14 protein-coding genes are annotated in these 21466 nt (G+C 33.6%); 2 read left to right on the top strand and 12 right to left on the bottom strand.

Features of this window, described 5'->3' with window-relative positions; translation table 11 throughout:
* Nucleotides 1–234 precede the first annotated feature (234 nt).
* The 8 genes from VEI_RS03655 to VEI_RS03620 form a co-directional block, all read right to left on the bottom strand.
* Nucleotides 235–420, bottom strand: coding sequence for a hypothetical protein (locus VEI_RS03655; RefSeq protein WP_059361968.1), 186 nt, complete (start codon nt 418–420; stop codon nt 235–237).
* Nucleotides 389–1438 (bottom strand): hypothetical protein, encoded by a 1050-nt coding sequence (locus VEI_RS03650; RefSeq protein ID WP_059361966.1) that lies wholly within the window; start codon nt 1436–1438, stop codon nt 389–391. The genes VEI_RS03655 and VEI_RS03650 overlap by 32 nt, the downstream gene beginning before the upstream one ends.
* 83 nt (nt 1439–1521) lie before the next feature.
* Nucleotides 1522–2274 carry a hypothetical protein gene (locus VEI_RS03645; RefSeq protein ID WP_059361965.1) on the bottom strand — a complete coding sequence of 251 codons (753 nt, stop codon included), beginning with the start codon at nt 2272–2274 and terminating at the stop codon, nt 1522–1524.
* A 76-nt stretch (nt 2275–2350) separates the two neighbouring features.
* Nucleotides 2351–5401, bottom strand: coding sequence for a type III restriction-modification system endonuclease (locus tag VEI_RS03640; RefSeq protein WP_059361964.1), 3051 nt, complete (start codon nt 5399–5401; stop codon nt 2351–2353).
* 11 nt (nt 5402–5412) lie between these two features.
* Complete coding sequence (locus VEI_RS03635; RefSeq protein WP_059361963.1) at nt 5413–7455, bottom strand: site-specific DNA-methyltransferase; 2043 nt, start codon at nt 7453–7455, stop codon at nt 5413–5415.
* Nucleotides 7455–8111 (bottom strand): DUF4391 domain-containing protein, encoded by a 657-nt coding sequence (locus tag VEI_RS03630; RefSeq protein WP_223209319.1) that lies wholly within the window; start codon nt 8109–8111, stop codon nt 7455–7457. The genes VEI_RS03635 and VEI_RS03630 overlap by 1 nt, the downstream gene beginning before the upstream one ends.
* An 11-nt stretch (nt 8112–8122) precedes the next feature.
* Nucleotides 8123–11359: a helicase-related protein gene (locus tag VEI_RS03625; protein ID WP_059361961.1), complete on the bottom strand. Its 3237-nt coding sequence runs from the start codon at nt 11357–11359 to the stop codon at nt 8123–8125.
* A gap of 256 nt (nt 11360–11615) precedes the next feature.
* Nucleotides 11616–13175, bottom strand: coding sequence for a YadA-like family protein (locus VEI_RS03620; RefSeq protein WP_223209318.1), 1560 nt, complete (start codon nt 13173–13175; stop codon nt 11616–11618).
* 441 nt (nt 13176–13616) lie between these two features.
* Here VEI_RS03620 and VEI_RS03615 point away from each other — a divergent pair, with 441 nt between their 5' ends.
* Nucleotides 13617–15896, top strand: a complete 2280-nt coding sequence (locus VEI_RS03615; protein WP_059361959.1) for a TonB-dependent receptor — start codon at nt 13617–13619, stop codon at nt 15894–15896.
* A gap of 232 nt (nt 15897–16128) precedes the next feature.
* Here VEI_RS03615 and VEI_RS03610 read toward each other — a convergent pair whose 3' ends face one another.
* From VEI_RS03610 to VEI_RS03595, 4 genes are all read right to left on the bottom strand, one after another.
* Entirely contained in the window at nt 16129–16881 is a 753-nt protein-coding gene (locus VEI_RS03610; protein ID WP_223209317.1) for a hypothetical protein, read from the bottom strand.
* Nucleotides 16882–16918: 37 nt separating this feature from the next.
* Complete coding sequence (gene rlmD / locus VEI_RS03605) at nt 16919–18376, bottom strand: 23S rRNA (uracil(1939)-C(5))-methyltransferase RlmD (RefSeq protein WP_059361958.1); 1458 nt, start codon at nt 18374–18376, stop codon at nt 16919–16921.
* Entirely contained in the window at nt 18376–19044 is a 669-nt protein-coding gene (locus VEI_RS03600; RefSeq protein ID WP_059361957.1) for a TerC family protein, read from the bottom strand. The genes rlmD and VEI_RS03600 overlap by 1 nt, the downstream gene beginning before the upstream one ends.
* A gap of 160 nt (nt 19045–19204) precedes the next feature.
* Nucleotides 19205–19864: a TerC family protein gene (locus VEI_RS03595; protein WP_059361956.1), complete on the bottom strand. Its 660-nt coding sequence runs from the start codon at nt 19862–19864 to the stop codon at nt 19205–19207.
* A 195-nt stretch (nt 19865–20059) separates the two neighbouring features.
* On the opposite strand from VEI_RS03595, the gene VEI_RS03590 reads away from it, so the two are divergent.
* Complete coding sequence (locus tag VEI_RS03590) at nt 20060–21415, top strand: MATE family efflux transporter (RefSeq protein WP_059361955.1); 1356 nt, start codon at nt 20060–20062, stop codon at nt 21413–21415.
* The last annotated feature ends 51 nt before the right edge of the window (nt 21416–21466 follow it).

The following is a 21466-nucleotide window of genomic DNA, read 5'->3' as shown; positions in this document are numbered from 1 at the left end:
ACTATACAAGCTGCACCCTTCTTCATAAGCAAACTAATATTTAGTTCAACTATATTGCATTTATAAGTATTAGCGTATAGCAAAACCCTTCGCATCATAGCGAAGGGTTTTGCTATTAATTATATGAACTATATAAAAATTTAAATTACAGAGTACTACATTAAGTCTTTCCTATCTATGTTAATTAAACAATATATATGAAATTATTTAATTACATATTGCGATTTAAACCAATTATTTTTTACTCATAACAAATAATGCAACAGCTGCTAGTGCTGTCACACCAAACTTAAATATATCTTGCCCAGATTCAATAAATTTATTTCGACATGACTCACATTTCTCGTATTTATACCCAACAGGTAATTCCTTTTTACAACCTTCTCCTTTACAAATTCGCTTTACATTTTCGTTTATCATTTTTCTTTTGTCTCCCTTTAATCTTTTTAATTTCTAACACACTAAACCCATATGGAAGTTTTTGAATTTTTTCCTCGATAACTGGTAATGATTTGGTCCAATAATTTTCAGTGCTTGGATCAACCATATCTAATCTATCTAACAAGTCTGGATTTGAGGTATAAGTATCTTTAATAAATTCAGCATAATAAGTCAGACTCATCCTAGCAGCCTCATATTCACCAAGATTTTGATAGGCCATCGCTTGTACAAATGATACCATATTTACTGCATTAAGGCTTTCTCTGATATCACTTATCCTTTTATCATTTTCTTCTGTTGATATAGATGAAAATAATTTTTTAAAGGAGCTTTCAGGTTGTTTTTTTATAAATTCTATATTTGATTTTTGACTAAGCATTAAAAGATTTCTACTATCTTCAGCAGAAGAAACTAATTGCATTAAAGCATGTTCCTTTAAACTTGGACTCTTAATTTCTAATGCTTGAAGCAACTTTTGTTGACAACTATAGGCTGTAGCTAAACGATCAAACTCTTGACCACGTCGTACTTCTTCAATAGCATGTTGTACTACTTGAATTTGCTGCGCAATTTGAGCCATTTGCATTTGCATTGAAAAATTTGTCATAGCTTGAGATATTTCAGGTCCAACCTTTATAGACTCTAGAGGAATCTGATGAATAACTTTTTTCGTTTTAGGATCAACAAGAGTCGCCAAAAGAGTACCATCTTTCTTAGTCATTAGCTCTAGTACACCTTTAGCTATTTTTTCTTTCTGTTCATTAGTAAGAACAGCCTGTATCATTGTATCGGGAAAAGCCGACTTAACAACATTAATTAAAGTTGGAGTAGTATATAATAAATTCTCAATTTTAGAAAATAAATTATTAGCCTCATTTAATAGTGACTTAGCAACTTTGGGAAGTTCATTAAAATGTTCCGATAAGTCCGATTGATACTCAGATAAAGTTTCAACTTCAATTGCTTCTGGTGGAATAACTATAGTTTCTGATTCCATATAACACCCGCCCTAATTACCTTTATATTTCAAAATAAAATATAATCCCCAAACAAAATCTATAATCGATAAATTATTTATTATTATATAATAGTTATTTGTTTATTACTATGTATAATTGATTTTATTGTCCTTCCATCTGCTTTAGATAAATTCCATTGTCCAGCAACTATAATAAATTTATCTTTATTTTCAAATACCATATTTCTTATTTTTCTATAAAGGTTTATATCAGGAATAGATAATATAAAATGATAATTGGGATTTGCTATAGGAGCTACTAAATAAATCTCATTTTTATCATTATCGTAAAAGCGACCTTTTACACAAGACTCAATTATTTTAAAGCCAAAAACACCTTTAGGATACCAGTATTCAGTTCTATCGTCTAAAATCATTTTCCCAATTTTCTCATTTCCATATGAGTAATTAGGAGGAAATTGTTTACACATAGAATATATCTGCCTAATTGTTATTAATGTATGATTAATATGTTCACCACAAGAAGTGCTTTTAGAGTCACTCATTACAGGTTTTGAGTTATTCTCAACTAAAAGATTTTGTATTGCATTTTCAAAAGAAAAATTTGACTGATTAAATATCTTCTCATCAAAAGTGACTGAACTATTTGCATAAGGACAATTATCAATGTGTTTATAAGCAGATTTAGTTGCTCGAAAATATGCTTTCCGAGAGCCATCAACAGCACATATAAATAATTTACTATTACATCGTGGATTTGGACAGTAAAATGACTTATTCCTATCTTCCTCAAGAGCCTCATTTGCTAATATTATTTGTCGTCTTTCTTTATCTCTATATGCATAATTAGCCAAAGAATCATCTCCATTTATAAATTAATCAACTTACTAACTCCCATTATTATCCTCCCGATAAAATATCTATTTAGTTTTACTTAGTCACAATATCAAGTAGAGACTTATAGCTATCAACAACATCATAAACAACGTCTCCTTTACTGATTGCTTTAAAGTGTTCTCTTGCACAATGTATTTTGGATTCTTCAATCAAACGAAGTTGCATTGAATTCATAGATCCTTTTGTTTCAGCAATAAAATAAATATGTTTTACTGTACCTTCATAAAAAGCTATAGCCCAATCCGGATTATAACGACCAACCGGCGTAGAAATATAAAATCCGTCAGGTAATTTAACATAGACAGCTACATCAGAGTTTATATCCAATTCAGATGCAAAGTTTTTCTCATTTGTTGAGTCATAAATAATATGATCATATAAATGCTTATTAGCTTTCATTGCATTCGTGCCTAAACGTCCTTTAATTGTTGGATCTGTAAATACATTAGTATCGTATTTTTCATCTAATACATCATATGTAATATGCTCAATAATTGCTGTTGCTTTTTCGTCATTTATAAGTGATGCAGCTTTAATAATAAACTCTTCTGGATTATCTTTGAATTGATTAAATACTGCAGTTTCAATACCTTGAAGAATTTGTATAACTGCTTTTCGAGTAAGTCCGGTCTCATCCACTAGTTTACCGACTAAATCATATTTAACATTAGCGTTTACAGCATTTTTACTTCCATAAGTTGAAGCAGATTCTTTTACAAAAGAACCTGATGTTTCTAACTCCTCTTTTGATTTAATCTGCTTCATTGTACCAGATTCAACTCTATAGAAAAGTTTTGAAACTCGAAGTTTGCTATCTAAAGCTAAAATTGCATTTCTAACAAGCTCATCCGTATCAAAATCAACGATATACACTGATTTGGAGTTTATCTTTTTCCATAATGCCTTGAATTCAGGCATAGAAACTTTATCTTCGTCTAAGTGTAGCTCTACATTATTACTGCGTGCATTTTCAAATTGTATTGATTTAGCATCATAAATGGAATCAATGATTCCTATAACTGCATCTCTGGAGTCAGCTACTTCATCAGCAACCTGTATTAGACCACTAGACTTATCGTCATAATATTTATCAGTAAGAGCACCAGTTTTATCAATGTATCTATTTACAATAAGGTCAAAATGAATAGCACGTCCCAATTTATCATCTATAACCTGTTCATTATTATGAATATCTTTAATTACTTTTCCAATAAATAATTCAGGCGTGATTGATTTAGGTCTATCAGCAACCGCCTCAGCAATTTCAGCCTGTAAGCCTTTTGCAAAACTATCGTAGCTTTCACTAGCTATTACAGTAAGAACGTTTACATTATGTACATCATTACCAAGTACATTCGTATCCATGCGTTCTCCATCTTGATTGACACAAAGACGAAGGCCTCGACCTACTTCTTGACGTTTACGCACATCACTACTGCTTTGTTTTAATGTACAAATTTGAAAGACATTTGGATTATCCCAGCCTTCACGTAAAGCTGAGTGAGAAAAGATAAATCTAACAGGAGATTTCTTAGGGTCTCTATCTAAAAGAAGTTCTTTATTCTTCATAATAAGATCAAACGCATCAACATCATCAGATGTCATCTCTTTTTTATCTTTTAGCTTAGAATCAACCATTTTTCCTTTTTTATCAATGGAGAAGTAACCAGCATGTGTAGAAGACTCAGAAATAGCATTAATATACTTTAAATACTCATCTTCACCAAATTTTGTTTGAAGATTATTAACAATATCCTTATATTCCTCTTCAAACATATCCGCATAAATACCATTAATAGGCTCTCCAGAAGCATCATATTGCTTATACTTTGCTACCTCATCTATAAAGAATAAAGATAAAACTTTTATCCCCTTATAAAATAGGTCTCGTTCTCTTTCAATATGAGATAAAATGGTTTCTCTTATTTGAATGCGTCGAAGTTGATCTTCATTTACTTTACCAATTACATCACCAGCATAGATCTTTACCCCGTTAATGAACTCAACTGAGTCATCGCGACCATCGATTCTAGATACAACAAACCCCTCTTTATATTCTTCCATTTGGCCTGAGTTATCATAGAGGTTATAGCCTTCCGAAACAACTCTAGTTATCTTTCGAATATCTTTAGCACCTTTATAGTCAAACTGAATAGTTGCTGTAGGTGCTGACTTTGATAGATTAATACCTTCCAGATAAATATAACTTTCAGTGGCTGTACTTCCTGATTCAGTAATTCCTTTAACGGAAATCTTTTTAACAAGATGTTTATTGTAAGCTTCTAATGCATCCAACCGATAAATCATGTTATATATACTATCACTCTTATGTGTTGCAGAATAACGAAGAGTCATTAATGGGTTAAATTGTTTTAAACTTTCTTTTGTCTGTTTCCCTTCTACAGATTGAGGTTCATCAATAATTAATATAGGGTTTGTTTTTGCAATAATATCTATAGGACGACGGGATCTGAACTCATCTAATTTCATATAAATGCGTCTAGCATCCTTACCCTTTGCATTAAATGCTTGAGAATTAATAATCATTACATTAATTGAACTATCAGATGCAAAACGATCTATTTCAGTTAATTGAGCAGAATTATATATAAAGAATCGAATCTTTTTACCATATTCTTCGGCAAAATGCTCTTGTGTAACTTGAAAAGTTTTATAAACGCCTTCTCGTATGGCAATACTGGGCACAACAATTATGAATTTACTCCACCCATAATGTTTATTAAGCTCATACATAGTTTTAATATATGTATAAGTCTTACCAACACCAGTCTCCATTTCAATAGTTAAATTATATCTACCTTCTAGTTTATCAGATGATTGAATTTGATTATCTCGTTGTATTTTCTTTATTCGATTAAGAATTAATTCATCATTTAATTCTTTTGCTATTTTCTGGTTACTAAAGCCAGTAAAATCTGAATCCTCTGTTAGTGATTGCTGGATATATCCAGAACCTCTATCCATCATATATGATGGAGTTAGATAAGGCTGCCCCGCAAATACATCAACCACGGCTTTCGCAGCATCTGCTTGGAATTTTTGATGCTTAAATTGTAGTTTCATCTCTTTCTCTCCTAAATAACTTTTACTTTTGTATCCGGAGCTAAGGACTTAAAGATCTCACCTACATTAATTTTAGAAGGACTATTAGCAAAACTACTATCTCTAAAAACTGCACGGAGAGGTTGTTTTTTTGCAATATGTTTAATAACTGAGTCTGGTATATTTTCATTGAAACATGCCACTAAATCTCCATTATTATAATTATGTACAGTACACCCTTCTATCTTTTCTGAATTATATGGTAAAGATAATGGTAATCCCCATTCAATAAGACATCCAAATAATAAATCAAGGTCATTACGATCAGACTTGATATTTGTTTCTAAATTTGAAAGTAAGCCTTGTGAATAATCATCTACTGAATAAAATACATTGGTCATATTAGAATCATCTAACTTAAAAACACGAAATCCTACATCTAAATTTTGAACAGCCACTTTTTCTGTATTTTCTTTTAAAATCTTTTTACCAGACCGTCTAATTCTAGCTTTGCCTAATTCACATATATTACTATAAGTACTTTCAGAGTCATCATCTATTTCTTGAGGGATTTGAACCATGATAAATTTTCGGTTTCCATTATCCTCTAAGTTTAGTTGCATCACAGCATGTGCTGTACTTGCACTTCCTGAAAAGAAATCCAATACAATATCATTTTCATTCGTAATCATCTTCAGCATTTGCATCAATAGTTTTACTGGTTTTTTACCATTTAAAAAAGAGACATCACCTTCTTTCGTTAAATTGTTAATTTCTCCTACAAAATCCCAATAAGTTCCTTGTAAATCTTTTTTATATAGAACACCATCTATTTCTTCGGCTACATCTCTAAGCCATGCAAATAAACGGAAATTTTTCCCTTTATAAAACTGCTCATATAATTTACCTTTATTTCTTCCAGTTTTAGGAATATATTCTATAGAGTATAAATCACTATCTATCCCAATTTCTTTAAGCTTCTCTATTACTCTTGGTCTAATAGAACTTTGTGGCATAGCAGTCTGAAAAATACAATTGGAATATTTATCATAAGCCTCTTTTTCAGTTATATTTTCTGATTTCATAATTGATGAAATTGATTCAATCTTATAGTTCTCACGTTTATATATTTTTATTTCATTACCATCTCCATCAATTGTTGAAGCAACATATATTTTATCGCCAGAATTCACTAATGCGGATGTATATTTCCAACTAATTCCATTTTTCCTATAAAATTCAACCAATTGACTAATAGGTGTATATGAATAAATATTCTCAAATGGTTCTATAGCCTTATAATTCTTTGCGTAAAGAAGAATAAACTCCATATTCTTTTTTAATCGTTTATCCTGTCCTCCTCCAGAAGCACCTGCTATATTTTTAAGTTTTAATGAAATTATATTAATAAAATTATCGGCACCAAAAACTTCATCACATATTTTCTTTAAATTTTCTAATTCGCTATCATCAATACTAATAAATATTGCACCATCATTAGATAAGAGATTTCTAGCCAACATTAAACGTGAATAAATCATGGAACACCAATCAGAGTGGAATCTACCATTATTATATGTATTTTTAAATAATATATTTCCCCCTTCATCTAATACGCCTAATTGTTCTTCGTATTCACTAATACTTAATGAAAAGTTATCTCTATAAATAAAATCATTTCCAGTATTATATGGGGGATCTATATATATCATTTTTACTTTTCCAAGATAACTTTCCTGTAAAAGTTTCAATACCTCAAGATTATCACCTTCAATATATAAGTTTTCAGTATCATCCCATTCAATACTTTCCTCAATACAAGGACGTAAGGTTTTTCGAATCGACTTATTTGCTTCAACGATAGCAGCTTTTTTACCGACCCATGTAAACTCATAGGCTTCATCACCATCCACAATTTCATCAGAAAGCATTTGTTTTAACACTTCAAAATTTATAGCCTTTTTTAACTTTCCACTTTTATCTAAAGCTTCTGTAATACAATTAGGAAACAATAATTCCATTTTTTCTATATTTTTTTCAGTCATATCTACTGATTCCATTCTCATTTTTTCCATTATATATTCTCCAATGCACTTCTTAACTTCTTCAACTCAGTGTTTATTTCTATTTGTTTATTTAGCTGCTTTTCTTTTCGTATTTTATTTTGTAATATACTAATTTGCTTTTGCAAACTTTCTATTTCTTTATCACGTTCTACAGACTGTTTCAAACTCTCAGTAGAACTATCAGATTGTAACTTATCACCAGCAATTTGACGTACTAAGTTTTCATATACATCATCAAGGTTAAGACCTTCAAGTCTTACTACTAATTCCGTTTCTTCAAACCAATTTGTATGATAGTATCTATCCACTTTAGATCTTTTCTTGTATATATCCATAGTTTCTTTATATCCAATCCAAGCCTGATACTTACCATTGTATTCTAAGATATAAAGAATATGGTACGGAATTACACTATCAATACATTTTAATAAGTCTATATCAACTTGAGGACTATTAAGATTGACTTCAAATACTTCAATCTCTGTTACGTATTTTCCTGCAGACAAATTAGTAGTTGTAGACGCAATTTTATTTCTCCAATAAATATTCTTTACATGATCTACAAACAATCTTTTTAAAGAAGTCGTAATATTTATATTCTCATAGAATTTAGCTTTAGGAATACGCCGATTAAATTCTGTAGCTTTTGATAAACCTAGCATCATATATCTCCTTCTTATTTAACTACTAAGAAAGAAATGAGCTCAAAATCATCTAAGCCAGATACTACTGAGATAAGTGCGGAGGTTCCACCAACAGTAAATAAGCTATCTATATCACTTTCTTCTTTAGTATCGATAATAGAATAAATTGTTTCACGAAGAAGATTTGATAATTCCTGCATATCTTTCCCATCATTCGTTTCTTCATTAAACTTTTGACACAAATCTACAATCGGTTCTTTTTTGCCTCTACACAATAATCTGATATCATCAAGCAATTGTTTTGGATTTAGATAGTCACAAATAATTTCTCCATCCATACCAATATAAACCATATAAAATGGATGGATTCTGTTTTGATTATCTATATTAACAGAGTTATTAACATTCTTCAGTACAAATATTACACCTTCTGGAAGTTCTTCAGATGATGAAACAACAGCATGTAACCCTTTTGGTTTTGTATCCATATCCCCATGATTTTTTATATACTCTAAAAGATCAAGTCTAAACTCATTTAATCCTAGATCCATAATAGAAATACCAGTAGACATATCTTCTATATCTACTACTTCTTCCTGTAAACGCTTTAGCTGCTGCTTTCTATACTCTAAATCACCCTTCTCCTCAGCGTTAATAAGATCGTCATCTCCCGTTGATGACATAATAGATATTTTCATCCTTGTTTCTACACGACCTTTAAGGTTAATATATTCATCTAAATCCATATCAGGCCAGAAGTTAACAAGTTTGATACTTTCATTTTTACTACCAATACGGTCCACACGACCAAATCGTTGGATGATACGTACTGGGTTCCAATGAATATCATAGTTAATAACACAGTCACAATCTTGTAAATTTTGACCTTCGGATATACAATCTGTAGCAATTAATATATCAATTTCATCATTACTATTCGGCAATAAAACAGATTTATCTTTTGAAATAGGAGAAAAACATGTCAATACATTATTAAGGGTAGCCTTAAAATTCTTAATAGTAGTTTTACCATCAATAGAACCAGTTATAACAGCTGTATTAAGTCCATATTTTTCCTTTATATAAGCACTAACATGTTCATATAAATACTCAGCAGTATCTGAGAAGGCAGAAAAAATAAGAACCTTCTTATTATTAATATTAATTGGATTTTCTATTTTCTCAGATATAACCTTAAGCAATGATTGTAACTTACCATCATATTTAGGTGTTATTACATTCAACATACTCATCAAACTATTTAATACCTCAATATCTAAAGTAAGTTCAGCCCGCCATGTTTTATAATCCATATCTGCTAAATCAATTTGAACCTTATTTCCAACAGTAAAATATTCCGTATTACTATCATCGATATCCCACTCGGTATCAGTAGATTCATACATATCAATACTACTTGTACCATATTGCTCAAATCGGTTTATCTTGTCTACAGTATCATTAATAAGATTATAAATACGTTGTAAGGTAAGTTGGAATGAATTAACAGAGCTTTCTAAACGTTTCAACAAATTAACACTCATTAATTTACGAATACCTTGCTCACGACCCGTTTGGGTTAACTCATTCCCTTTATTATGTGTTAGGTCAATATATTTTTGAATTTTACTTGGGAAAATATAGTTAGATGGTGTATAGATACAAAGGGAAAGCTTACTTAACTCTTCATAAATCTGATTATAATTAGTAGCTGTTTCTAAATTAGTAAGTACAGGCCTCAAAGAAATAGGTTTCATCCTTATAGGAAACTTACCAATATCGGCAGTATCGTAATATTTTGCAATATGCTTTCTAGACCGTGCAATCGTAACACTATCTAGTAATTCAAAGAAATCAAAATCTAATGTTCTTAATAAAGCATCTGTTGTTCGATCAGCTACATCTAATTCACTCCAAGTATTAAATGCTCGTTGTGCTTGTCTAAATATTTCATCAATAGATTTTGTGGTACCTAATTTATTATCAATAAGGAAGGTATCTCCTTCATAAGCTATGGCTAATTGGTTTTTTAAATCAATAAATCTATTATTTACAGGTGTTGCGGAAAGCATTAATACTTTTGTCTTTACACCAGACCTAATAATTTTATCCATCAGTTTTACATAACGATTCTCCACCGTATTAGCATGCGTGCCAACACCATTACGGAAATTATGTGATTCATCTATAACAACTAAATCATAGTTTCCCCAATTTAACCGATTTAAATCAAGGCCATTTGAAAAGCCACCAGGTCTAGATAAATCCGTATGGAATAAGACATCATAATTAAGTCGATCTCCAGCAATTGGATTATTTACATAATTATCTTTATATGTATTCCAATTCTCTGCTAATTTTTTAGGACAAAGAACTAGAACACTTTTATTTCGATTCTCATAGTATTTTACAACTGCTAATGCAGTGAAAGTTTTCCCTAATCCAACACTATCAGCAAGAATACATCCATTATATCGTTCTAACTTGTTTATAATGGCAAGTACTGCATCTCGTTGAAAGTCATATAGCATATTCCAAATTTTACTTTGTTTAAACCCTGTAGCTTCATTTGGTAATTCATCAGTGGAGATATCATTTAGAAACTCACTAAAGACATGATATAAAATCAAGAAATAAATAGACTCTGGTGAATTTTCATTATAAACAGAAGTCATATTGTCTATAACAATATCCGTAACATCTTGAAGTTTATTTTTATCATTCCATAGGCCTTCAAATAAATTGATGTACGAATCAGCAAACGGGGATTCAAAACGATTAACCATATTATAAGTATTATTACCACGTTCACAGCCAATATCTACGGTTGTAAAACCATTAATAGGCATATAAGTAGTAGCAGAATTAGAACTTGTTACATTTACAAAGCCAGTCATATTCTCCCCAGTAATATTAGACTTAAAGATTGCTTTTCGTTTAATCCAATCTGCACATTCTTTTGCTATTGCTTTCTGATTCATTTCGTTACGTAGCTTCAATTCAAACTCTGTACCATATAAGCTATTTTCACGATTTAATCTAGGAATATAAAACTCTCTCTTTTGTTTTTCTGTTTTTTCTTTAATAAATGTCGGTGCTGTAAAAATAAATCTACACTCATCTATTTGTTCTAGCTGATCCTTCAATTCTTTATAAGCATAGATTGAAAAGCAAGCAGCAGCTATTGATATCTTACTCCCCTTATTTATTGTAGAAATCATATCATCACGAACAATGTCATTAATATTATCAAAAATTTTTACATCCATCAGTATAACCCCTTACCTCTGAATAATTTCCCCCATTATAGTCTGCTGTAACACTTATATTTATATTATATAAGAAACCATATTCTATGAAAATCTATTTATGAATAAACTTACAGAATTATTTTCCTTCAGAAAAGTCATATATATAAAATAGCACTAACTATTTTCATAGTTAGTGCTATAAACATTAAGGATGTTCCCTACTACTCGATAAAATCTATATAAAATACTTTTATTTTATCTAATCTATTTTTTTCTAATTATTTCTAGCTTGCTCTAATTCTTGGATACGTTTTTCCAGTTGAGCAATTCTAGCATCTGTAGAGGATGGAGCTGTTTTAGATTCAGGGCCTACTTTAAAGCTAAGGCCACCGTTAAAGCCTTGGTTACCATTGCCAACCACAGTACCTACATTAAATTGTACATTGCGGTTTGGACGGTAGTAAGCACCTAAAGCAGTTGCTGTTTTACCATGATAATGACCAAAGCCAACGGCTACACCCAATCCAGTTTCACCTTCTGAGAAGTTTGGTTGTAATGCAGCTAATGCATAACTAGATGCAGTCGCTTTATTAACTGTAGTTTCTATATTTGTACCAACTGATTGCACTTGACTAATAGCATTTTCCAATTGACCTACTGTAGCTGCATCATGTGCATCAACACCATCAGCAACTTTCACCAAACGATTATATTTAGCATCTGAATATGTAGTAGGCGTTACTGTAGGCTCTTTATCATAATCTGGCACAGTTTTTTTATAACCTAAGTGTGTGGTGATTTCTTTATCTGGATATTTTACTGTGTAACCAGAAACATCACCAGCATCATGACCAAATGCAATTGTGCCTTCTTCTGTAGCTACGCTTTCATAACCGATAGCAGTGCCATATTTAACAGTCGTTCCTGCCTTATGACCTAAGGCTAAACTGTTCTCTGCATGAGAACCTGTAAATCCGCCACCGATAGATGTAGATGCTACACCAAGTGTTAGACCATTAGAACCACCAACAACAGTACTACCATTTCCTACAGTTCTTCCATCGCGACTACCTACAATTGTACTGTATTCACCATTTGCAATATTTTTATGATTAACAAATCTGCGACCTGTAAATTCACGGCCACCGCCACCAAGAATGGACGCACCAACACCTACAGCTTCATTTTTGCTGCCCCCAAATACGGAGGACCACATGCCTACACCGGTATTACCTAAGCCACCAGCGAGGGTACTGCCATGACCATCTGCATTATTTTGTGATCCCCCAATAACGGAACCAATTTCACCGCCTGCATTATTGCCACGACCACCAGCAATAGAGCTGTGTAACCCATAGGTACCATTGGCATTACCACCAGAAATAGAAGAAGATTCACCATACGCAATATTATCTTCCCCACCGCTGATTGTTGCATAATTACCCACTAAAGAACCAACAGCTTCAATTTGGTTCTTTGTACCACCAAGAATAGCACCACTTTTAATCTCTTCGTGAACTATATTTTTAAAACCACCTACAATAGCTGTATATGATCCTTCTGCTGCATTCATCGTACCTGCAAGTACAGCACTATTTTCACCTTCTGCAACATTAGGCTCTTTATCTTTACCTCCACTTACGACAACACTGCCGTCACCTAATGCCTGATTACCAGCAGCATAGCCGCCTATGACTTGACCAGCTGCCTCTACAGTTGGGGCAGTTAACACGGCAACAGATCCTAAGGTTAATGCAAACACACAAGCCGTTAACGATGCACTTACACGTCTTACCTTCTTGCCATTTTGTTGTTGAGAATTCAATTTGTTCATAGTAAACATGTCTCTCTCTTCCTTCTCTATAACTATACTCAATCTCTTACTCCATAAAATTTTCTTAGTTACATTCACTAATAGATACATACAAATTCACTAAAAAGAACATTTTATTTTGCAAGATATACATAAGATAAGCTCATTATAAGAAAATTTTATAAGTTGTTCAATATTTTATATTAATGAAATAAATTCATATGTTTATAAGTTTTACTAATACCCCTATTGGTATAATATGCAGCATTTGCATAAAATAGTATATCTACTACAAGTCAGATGAAGGCCAAAGGCACTGATTTTATAAGCTTTTTGAATATAATCGGTATTTATAAGTATATAACCAGTATTCATAATGTAGAATTTTTAAAAGATATAGTCCAATGATATACTTAAGATAGTGCATATTATTTTTATTTTATAATGTAAAGGGTCGTGTGTATGAGAAAAAGTATAAGTAAGCGAAATGTAACGCGTTTGGGTCGATTTAGCACGTCAAAGGCCGTATTATTTTCTATGATTTTGACAGCTATGAGTGGTCAAGTGGTAAATGCTACTGACAGCAATGCTGGATCTGAGCAAACCATAGTACCAACTATCACGGTAACAGCTACAAGAACAATGGAAGATATTTCAAAAACACCAAGTTCCGTTTCTGTAGTTACAGCTAAAGATATTGAAGCACGCAGAGTTGATACAGTAGCTGATGCTTTACAAATGCTACCAGGTGTTTATAAAAGCCAAAAGGCAAATGGAGGATTACAAATTCGTGGTTTTGACTCCACTAACACATTAGTATTACTCAATGGTGTACCAATGAATAATACATTTAATAATAGTGTAGATTGGGAAACTATTCCGGTACATTCAATTAATCGAATTGAGTTAGTACGTGGTCCAAGCTCCTCTTTATATGGTGGTCGAGGTGTTGCTGGTGTTATCAGCATTCAAACGAAACAGCTACAACCTAAACAAGATGTGAAAGATATCCATTGGCATGGACAAATCGGATATGGTTCCCACGGAACTCGCAACAATGAATTAGGTTTTGATGCGCGTGTATCTGATCGCGTCTCCGTTGGTATGTCCGGAGAACAAAGAAAAACCGATGGATACCCTGGTTTCTTTATTACTGGCAGAGCTGCCAACATTAGACCTACTACAGTGACGGTTACACCAGATAATCCTGTACCGCAAACAAAAGATGGGTCCTATCTATTAGGTAGTCGTGGCGATAAATCCTATGACAATAAAAGCCTTTCTACCTACATTACGATGAAGCTTCGTGATAGAGAGTCGTTAACATATTCATATCTATATACAAAAAACAGATATGCTTATGAAAATCCAATGAGTACGATTACAGTTGGCGGTCAACCAGTTTTTTCAGGTAATGTCAAAGTTAGCAATCAAAAATATGTAGCCCTTAGAACAAGTCGATATTTAGGTTATGACGGATTAAAAGAGTATCACTCCCATAACTTACAATATAAAAATGACAAAAATAAGATTCAAGCTACGTTCAATATGTTAGATCGTAAAAAAGATGGTTTCTCTAGCCCTGCTAACCCAAATACGCCAAATTATAGTGGATCTGGGGATGACTCCTTCTATCCTGGAAAAACAATTAATTTAGATGTACAGAAAGTATGGGACCGCAGAGGCAAACACAGTGTTGTTGCTGGATTTAACTGGAAAAAAGAAAGCTTTAACCAAAAACGACGAGAATTAACGAATTGGAGAAACCATTCCTCTTTTGATTCCACTACGTATCCAGGTGGTTTGTACGAAATCAACAAAGGCGCTACAAGTAATCTAGCATTATTTGTTCAAGATACATATCGTCCTAATCATGACTGGGCTATTTATAGTGGACTTCGTATAGACAGATTTAAAAAATTCGATGGTCAACATGTGACTTATGACCAAGCTAATAGCAGATATGATACAGTGAATCATGGAACCGGCACTTATACAGAATTAAGTCCTAAGCTTGCCATTGAGTATTATGTAACTGACTCCTTGAATATGTATGCATCTTATGGTCATTCCTTTAACCCACCTCCATTGAGCCAAGTCTATCGTTATAGTGATATTGTGAAAGCAAATCCTAACTTAGATCCAGAACGTTCTGATTCATTTGAAATTGGTTTGAAAAAAGAATGGAATACAAAGACTACATTAAATGTCTCTGGATTCTATGTCAAAACTAAGGACAAAGTTAAATATCTTACATATTATGACAATAGTGGCAATGTAGACTATAAAATGTACAATAACGTAGATGAAGAATCTCGCCGCGGTGTGGAACTAGAAGTTCATCATCAATTGTCATCTAAATGGTCTGTATTTGGAAACTACACATGGCAAACAGGACGGATTAAACATAAAGAACTTCCTAATACAAATGCAAGCGAATATGCAGAGGTGAATTATGACATTCCTAAACATACATTCCATGCTGGTGTTGAATATACTAGTGGCAAATGGGATGCTCTTTGGGATGCACAATACGTAAGCCGTCGTCAATCTGTAGATGATGTTACTGGTCAATACGGTTCTGAAGATAGCTACTTCATTTCTAATGTAGCTGTAAATTATAAATTATCTAAAGAAGCGACATTACAATTTGGTGTTCAAAATGTATTTAATCGCGTCTTCTTTAGCGATGAAGCTACAGCAGGTCGTACGTACTCGGCAAGTATGAAGTTTAAATTCTAATCGATTCTCATCATATTAACAGAAACATAAGTAAGGCTACCTTTATACTGATTTTAGGTATAAAAAAGTAGCCCCGCTTATGTTTCTTTTTATTGGGGCTACGTTTACTATATTATAAAACTATTATTTGATTAGTTAAACGAACTGTATTCTATTACATCCGCTTTATTATATTAGGTCTAAATAAAAAATCAGATTTATTCAGTTCTAGAACAATGCACTTAAATAAATATTATTTCTTATCGATAAACACTGCATCACCTCTATAAAGTGAATAAGAGTCATCCAAAACATACTTATTTGACGCATTTAATGCTGGAAACTGAATTACTGCATCTCCAACCTTAACCGCATCAGACTTAATATGAACTTCAAAAGGACTATTAGTATCAATCTTAGATAATTCAAATAATGATTGATAACCTACTGTTACCCACATACCAGGACCTTCATATTGATCATCGCCACGTACGGTTTCTATTGGATAATATGTATATCCATTTTGTACTATAGATATAACAACATTATTAGTATCATTATACATCTTACTTTCCGGCATATAAAGGAAAGATCTAACCTGTAATATATTAGTAGCATTTCTTGTTGAATAAGTACTTGCTACACCTCTAGCATCCTCCAATGCCGTATTTGCAAAAATTGCGAATGGAGTTTGAACATATACGATACCTTGCAATTCATTTCTTGGGAAAATTCCACCATAACGTCTTTTAATAAACTTTTTCTTAGCAGTAGATATCATTTTGATATTTTTCTTTTCTACTAAAGACTGTCCATAAGATGTTGCTGATGCAATATCTTCATTTGTAATTTGGTGTTTCTCAATAACTTGAGGATTATAAGTACTAATATCTTCAGCAGATACTGCCATAACAGACATAGCTAAAATTGAAAATAAAACAATTTGTTTCTTAAAGTTCATAATCTCACCTACAAAACATATACTTTTAAAAATAAGCTTTTCCATAAATTTTGGACATCTCTAATATGAGCCATTCTAATCCTCACAACATCGCTTCGCTTCTAGTAAGCAAAGCCACTGCTTCGACATGTGCTGTCATTGGGAACATGTCTACAGGTTGTACTTCTTTTAATTCATAGCCGTAGTGTGTGAGGATTTCAATGTCTCGCGCCATGGTGGCTGGGTTACAGGATACGTAAACAATTCGTTTCGGTTCCATGCCAGCTGCAGAGGTTAGTACTTCTTCTTTACAGCCTGCCCGAATTGGATCGAATACGATCACGTCTGGTCGTACACCGGCTTTATAGAGTTTTGGCATTTCTACGGCCGCATCAGCGACAATAAATTCAGTATTGTCATAGCCATTACGTCGTGCATTTTCACGAGCATTAATAATGGCTGGTTCTACGATTTCTATACCGATGACATGTTTTGCCTTATGAGCTAAGAACAGTGAAATAGTGCCTGTTCCACAATAGGCATCGATAACGGTTTCATCCCCTATTAGGTCTGCATAAGCTAATGCTTGATCGTAAAGTACCGTTGTTTGTTCTGGATTCACTTGGAAGAATGAATGTGGCGATAAATTAAATCGTAGGTCCTTAATATGATCAGTGATTGTACCATCTCCATAGATAACATGATTAGTAGGACCTAAAATAACATTGGTTCGTTTACCATTCACATTATGAACAATGGTTTCCACTTGTGGAATACGATTTGTAATTCTCTCAACCCATTCTTCTTGATGCGGTAAATGTTCAGTAGCAGTTACGAGAATGACCATCCATCCGGATTGACCGATACGTCCGATAATATGACGCAATACGCCCTTTCCCGTATGTTCATCGTATGGCTCAACATCAAGCTCTTTGGCTATGTCATAACAGATTTGGGCTATACGATTATTTCCATCATCTTGGATAGGACAATTCGTCCCCTGTACGATATCGTGAGACCCCATTGCATAGAATCCCATTTGAATGTCGCCTCTAGCACCACCGACAGGCATTTGCATCTTGTTTCGATACGCCCAAGGTTCTTTTGGTCCTAGTGCAGGTTTTACAAGATCAGGATTTTGATGACCAATTCGTTCAATAACATCCTTCACCTTTTGTGTTTTTAGCGAAAGCTGTCCTTCATAGGTAATATGTTGCAATTGGCACCCACCGCATACACCATATAAATTACAGGTAGGCTCTATACGATTAGAAGCTGGTGTTACAATATCTATTAACTTGCCTGTAGCATAGGTCTTTTTCACCATATTAATAGATACTTTCACCGTTTCTCCAGGCAAGGCAAAGGGAACAAAGACAGTAAAATCATCTACGCGACCTACACCTTCCCCACTACTACCGATACCGTGTATCTCTACGAGCACCTCATCCCCTAGTTTAACAGGAGCATTCAAAACAGCCTGTTGTTTTTTAGAAATCTTACCACTTGTATTCTGTTGTTTAGATGTATTCTTACGAGATGTACGACCTGTACCGTTCATTACGCGTCTCTTTTCTTCCAAATTTTAATCATACCAGTCACGATGAGTACAAAGAATACCGCACCAAATTTAACGAGTAATTCTTCGCCTTGAATATATGGTAAAAGAAGTGGATCTTCTACGATCATTTCACCGGCAACCCATCCAAGTAGTGCACCGCCAGCCCAAAGAATGGCTGGGAATTTGTTAATAATACGAGCGAATAGTGTAGAACAAAATACGATGATAGGTACCGTAATTAGCATACCAACAATAACAAGCTCTAAATGACCTTTTGCAGCGCCCACAACACCGATAACATTATCGATACTCATCATCGCATCGGCTACGATTATCGTCCAAATAGCACCACTTAAAGAGTTTTTAGCCTCAATGTGAGTCTCTTCATCGCCACCTTTTAAAAGCTGAATAGCAATCCATACAAGAACTAAGCCACCACCCAAATGGATGAGTGGAATCAAGGTTAAAGCCTCTACCAAAATAGTAGCGAAAATAAGGCGCATCAGGATAGCGCCGACAGTCCCCCATAGAACTGCTTTCTTTTGTAGTTCTGGGGCTAGTTTACCTGCTGCCATACCAATTACAACAGCATTATCGCCTGCTAATAAAATATCTATCAATATAATTTTGCTAATGGTGACCCATGTAGCAGCTTCTAAAAATTCCATCTGTACGTACCTCAACTATATACATTCAATATCTATCCCTTAACTATATCATAATTCTCGTATTTTCTCATTAAAAAGGATTGACTTAGTAGGGCATAAATTTTACACAAAAAATATCCCTTCCCCTATAGATAAGAGAAGAGATATTTTAATCAGCTAATTATTTCTTAAGTTGCTTTGCTAGCAAAGAGGCCCCCACTACCAAGACAACTGCTGCAATTTTGATAAATAATGCATATGGTTCAACCGTATGAGAGATTAACTTATCTTCCACACTCATACCAGCACCTACCCAACCAAGGATACCGCCCCCAACATAAAGAATAATTGGGAAACGTTCAATAACTTTCACAAACAATGTACTACCATAGATGATGATTGGCACTGTAATTAACATACCGATTGCTACCAACATCATATCACCATTAGCAGCACCAACTACACCGATAACATTATCGATACCCATGATACCATCAGCAATGACGATCGTCGTAATAGCAGCACACAAATTATCTTTTGCTTCGATATTATGCTCGCTTTCATCATCGGCAACGAGTTTATAGCCAATCCATAAAAGAAGAATACCACCAACTAGACGCAAGGCTGGAATATTATTTAAAGCCTCTACAAATAGGAATGCCATAACAAGGCGTAAAATGATGGCCCCTGCAGTGCCCCAAAAGATTGCTTTCTTTTGCAAATTAGCTGGCAAGTTACGCGCCGCCATGCCGATAACGATGGCATTATCGCCAGCTAGTAAAATATCGATAACGATGATTTGAAGCATCGCTAATAAACCTTGTACAGATAAGATGTCCAATGTACCCTCCTTAGAATATTAACATAGTATATATATTATAATCGATATAGTTATAAGGTGTAAAATTTAATTATTAAATTATATATACATTTTTAGCATACATTTCAACTTAGCTTCATCAATTTCATTTACGGGCTTAATCTACCAAAATAACTAACTTTATGGTATACTATATCATCAACTAGGGAGGTTATTATGTACAAAACATATTCTATAATGCAAAAATTATGGTTGTTCATTAAACTATTTACTCCTATGTGCATTACTCAATTTTCTCTCGTCGGTGGCACCTTTATTGCCATCTTTTTAACAGGTCAATATAGTACCATAGACTTAGCAGGTGTCGCTACAGGTTACAATCTATGGCTACTATTCTATATCTTCGCACAAGGTACATTAATGGGTATTACCCCAATTATCGCGCAGTTACTGGGTGCTCAAAAAACAGATACTATTCCTACAATTATATATCAAGGTTTCTATATTGCTACGGTCTTAGCTATGACTATATTATTGCTGGGAATTTTCGGACTTAAACCACTCCTAAATTTCCTTAATTTAGAACCGGCTGCCACGGCGGTATGTCTAGAATATCTGAAAGCTTTCGCTCTAGGACTCTTCCCTCTATTATGGGTGAATACATTGCGAAACACGGTGGACGCACACGGATTAACTCATTATTCAATGGCTATCGTAGTAACTAGCTTTGTAGTCAATGTATTTCTAAATTACTCTTTGATTTTTGGTCACTTTGGATTTCCAGAAATCGGTGGTGTAGGTGCAGGCTATGGTATCGCCGGTGCTTGTTGGACCAACTTTATCCTATTTAGTGCAGTCATCTTATTCCATCCTAAATTAAAAGAGTATCGCATTTATAAGGATTACTTCGGACCTCATTGGCATTATATAAGAGAGCAATTACAAGTTGGTTTGCCTATTGGTTTTTCCATCTTTTTTGAAGCCAGCATTTTCAGTATTGCCGGACTCTTAATGGTTCACTTTGGTTCTGCCGTAGTAGCAGCCCATCAATCAGTTATATCCTTTACTAATGTATTTTATTGTCTGCCGCTCAGTATTGCTATGGCAGCTACTATTGCCGTTGGTTATGAACTCGGTGCAGGTAGAGAAAAAGACGCTGTACAATATTCTTACATATCTCGTATTGTAGCTATTGTTGTAGCCATAGCTATATGTGGCTTTACCTTTACAAATATGGAAAGTATTTCTTCTCTCTTTACCAATGATGAAGAGGTATATAATCTAATTTATAGATTCCTTGGTTATGGCGTATTCTTTGCTGCCATAGATGCAATTGGAACACCACTACAAGGTATCTTACGTGGTTACAAGGATGTAAAAATCGTATTTTATATCTCACTTGTATCCTATTGGGGCGTATGCTTCCCAATAGCCTATATCTTAGCCAAAAATCCAGCGTATGGACCTTTCGGTGTATGGATTGGTTTATTAGCTAGTGTATTAGCGGCCGGTATATTATTTACATGGCGTACCTGGTATATCCAACATCATAAAGCAACTATAACTAAATAACTAAGAAACCAGGAGCATCTTGCAGTGAAACTGTAAGATACTCCTGGTTTC

The sequence above is a fragment of the Veillonella tobetsuensis genome (assembly GCF_001078375.1).
GTDB lineage: Bacteria > Bacillota > Negativicutes > Veillonellales > Veillonellaceae > Veillonella > Veillonella tobetsuensis.
The sequence above is the reverse complement of the archived record's forward strand: the minus strand, read 5'-3'. Positions and strand labels throughout refer to the sequence as shown.

Coding starts and splice junctions, on each gene's coding strand:
- VEI_RS03620 (WP_223209318.1), bottom strand. CDS start 13,175: ATGAACAAATTGAATTCTCAACAACAAAATGGCAAGAAGGTAAGACGT.
- VEI_RS03610 (WP_223209317.1), bottom strand. CDS start 16,881: ATGGAAAAGCTTATTTTTAAAAGTATATGTTTTGTAGGTGAGATTATG.
- VEI_RS03635 (WP_059361963.1), bottom strand. CDS start 7,455: ATGGAAAAAATGAGAATGGAATCAGTAGATATGACTGAAAAAAATATA.
- VEI_RS03625 (WP_059361961.1), bottom strand. CDS start 11,359: ATGGATGTAAAAATTTTTGATAATATTAATGACATTGTTCGTGATGAT.
- VEI_RS03655 (WP_059361968.1), bottom strand. CDS start 420: ATGATAAACGAAAATGTAAAGCGAATTTGTAAAGGAGAAGGTTGTAAA.
- VEI_RS03590 (WP_059361955.1), top strand. CDS start 20,060: ATGTACAAAACATATTCTATAATGCAAAAATTATGGTTGTTCATTAAA.
- VEI_RS03630 (WP_223209319.1), bottom strand. CDS start 8,111: ATGATGCTAGGTTTATCAAAAGCTACAGAATTTAATCGGCGTATTCCT.
- rlmD (WP_059361958.1), bottom strand. CDS start 18,376: ATGAACGGTACAGGTCGTACATCTCGTAAGAATACATCTAAACAACAG.
- VEI_RS03615 (WP_059361959.1), top strand. CDS start 13,617: ATGAGAAAAAGTATAAGTAAGCGAAATGTAACGCGTTTGGGTCGATTT.
- VEI_RS03600 (WP_059361957.1), bottom strand. CDS start 19,044: ATGGAATTTTTAGAAGCTGCTACATGGGTCACCATTAGCAAAATTATA.
- VEI_RS03640 (WP_059361964.1), bottom strand. CDS start 5,401: ATGAAACTACAATTTAAGCATCAAAAATTCCAAGCAGATGCTGCGAAA.
- VEI_RS03650 (WP_059361966.1), bottom strand. CDS start 1,438: ATGGAATCAGAAACTATAGTTATTCCACCAGAAGCAATTGAAGTTGAA.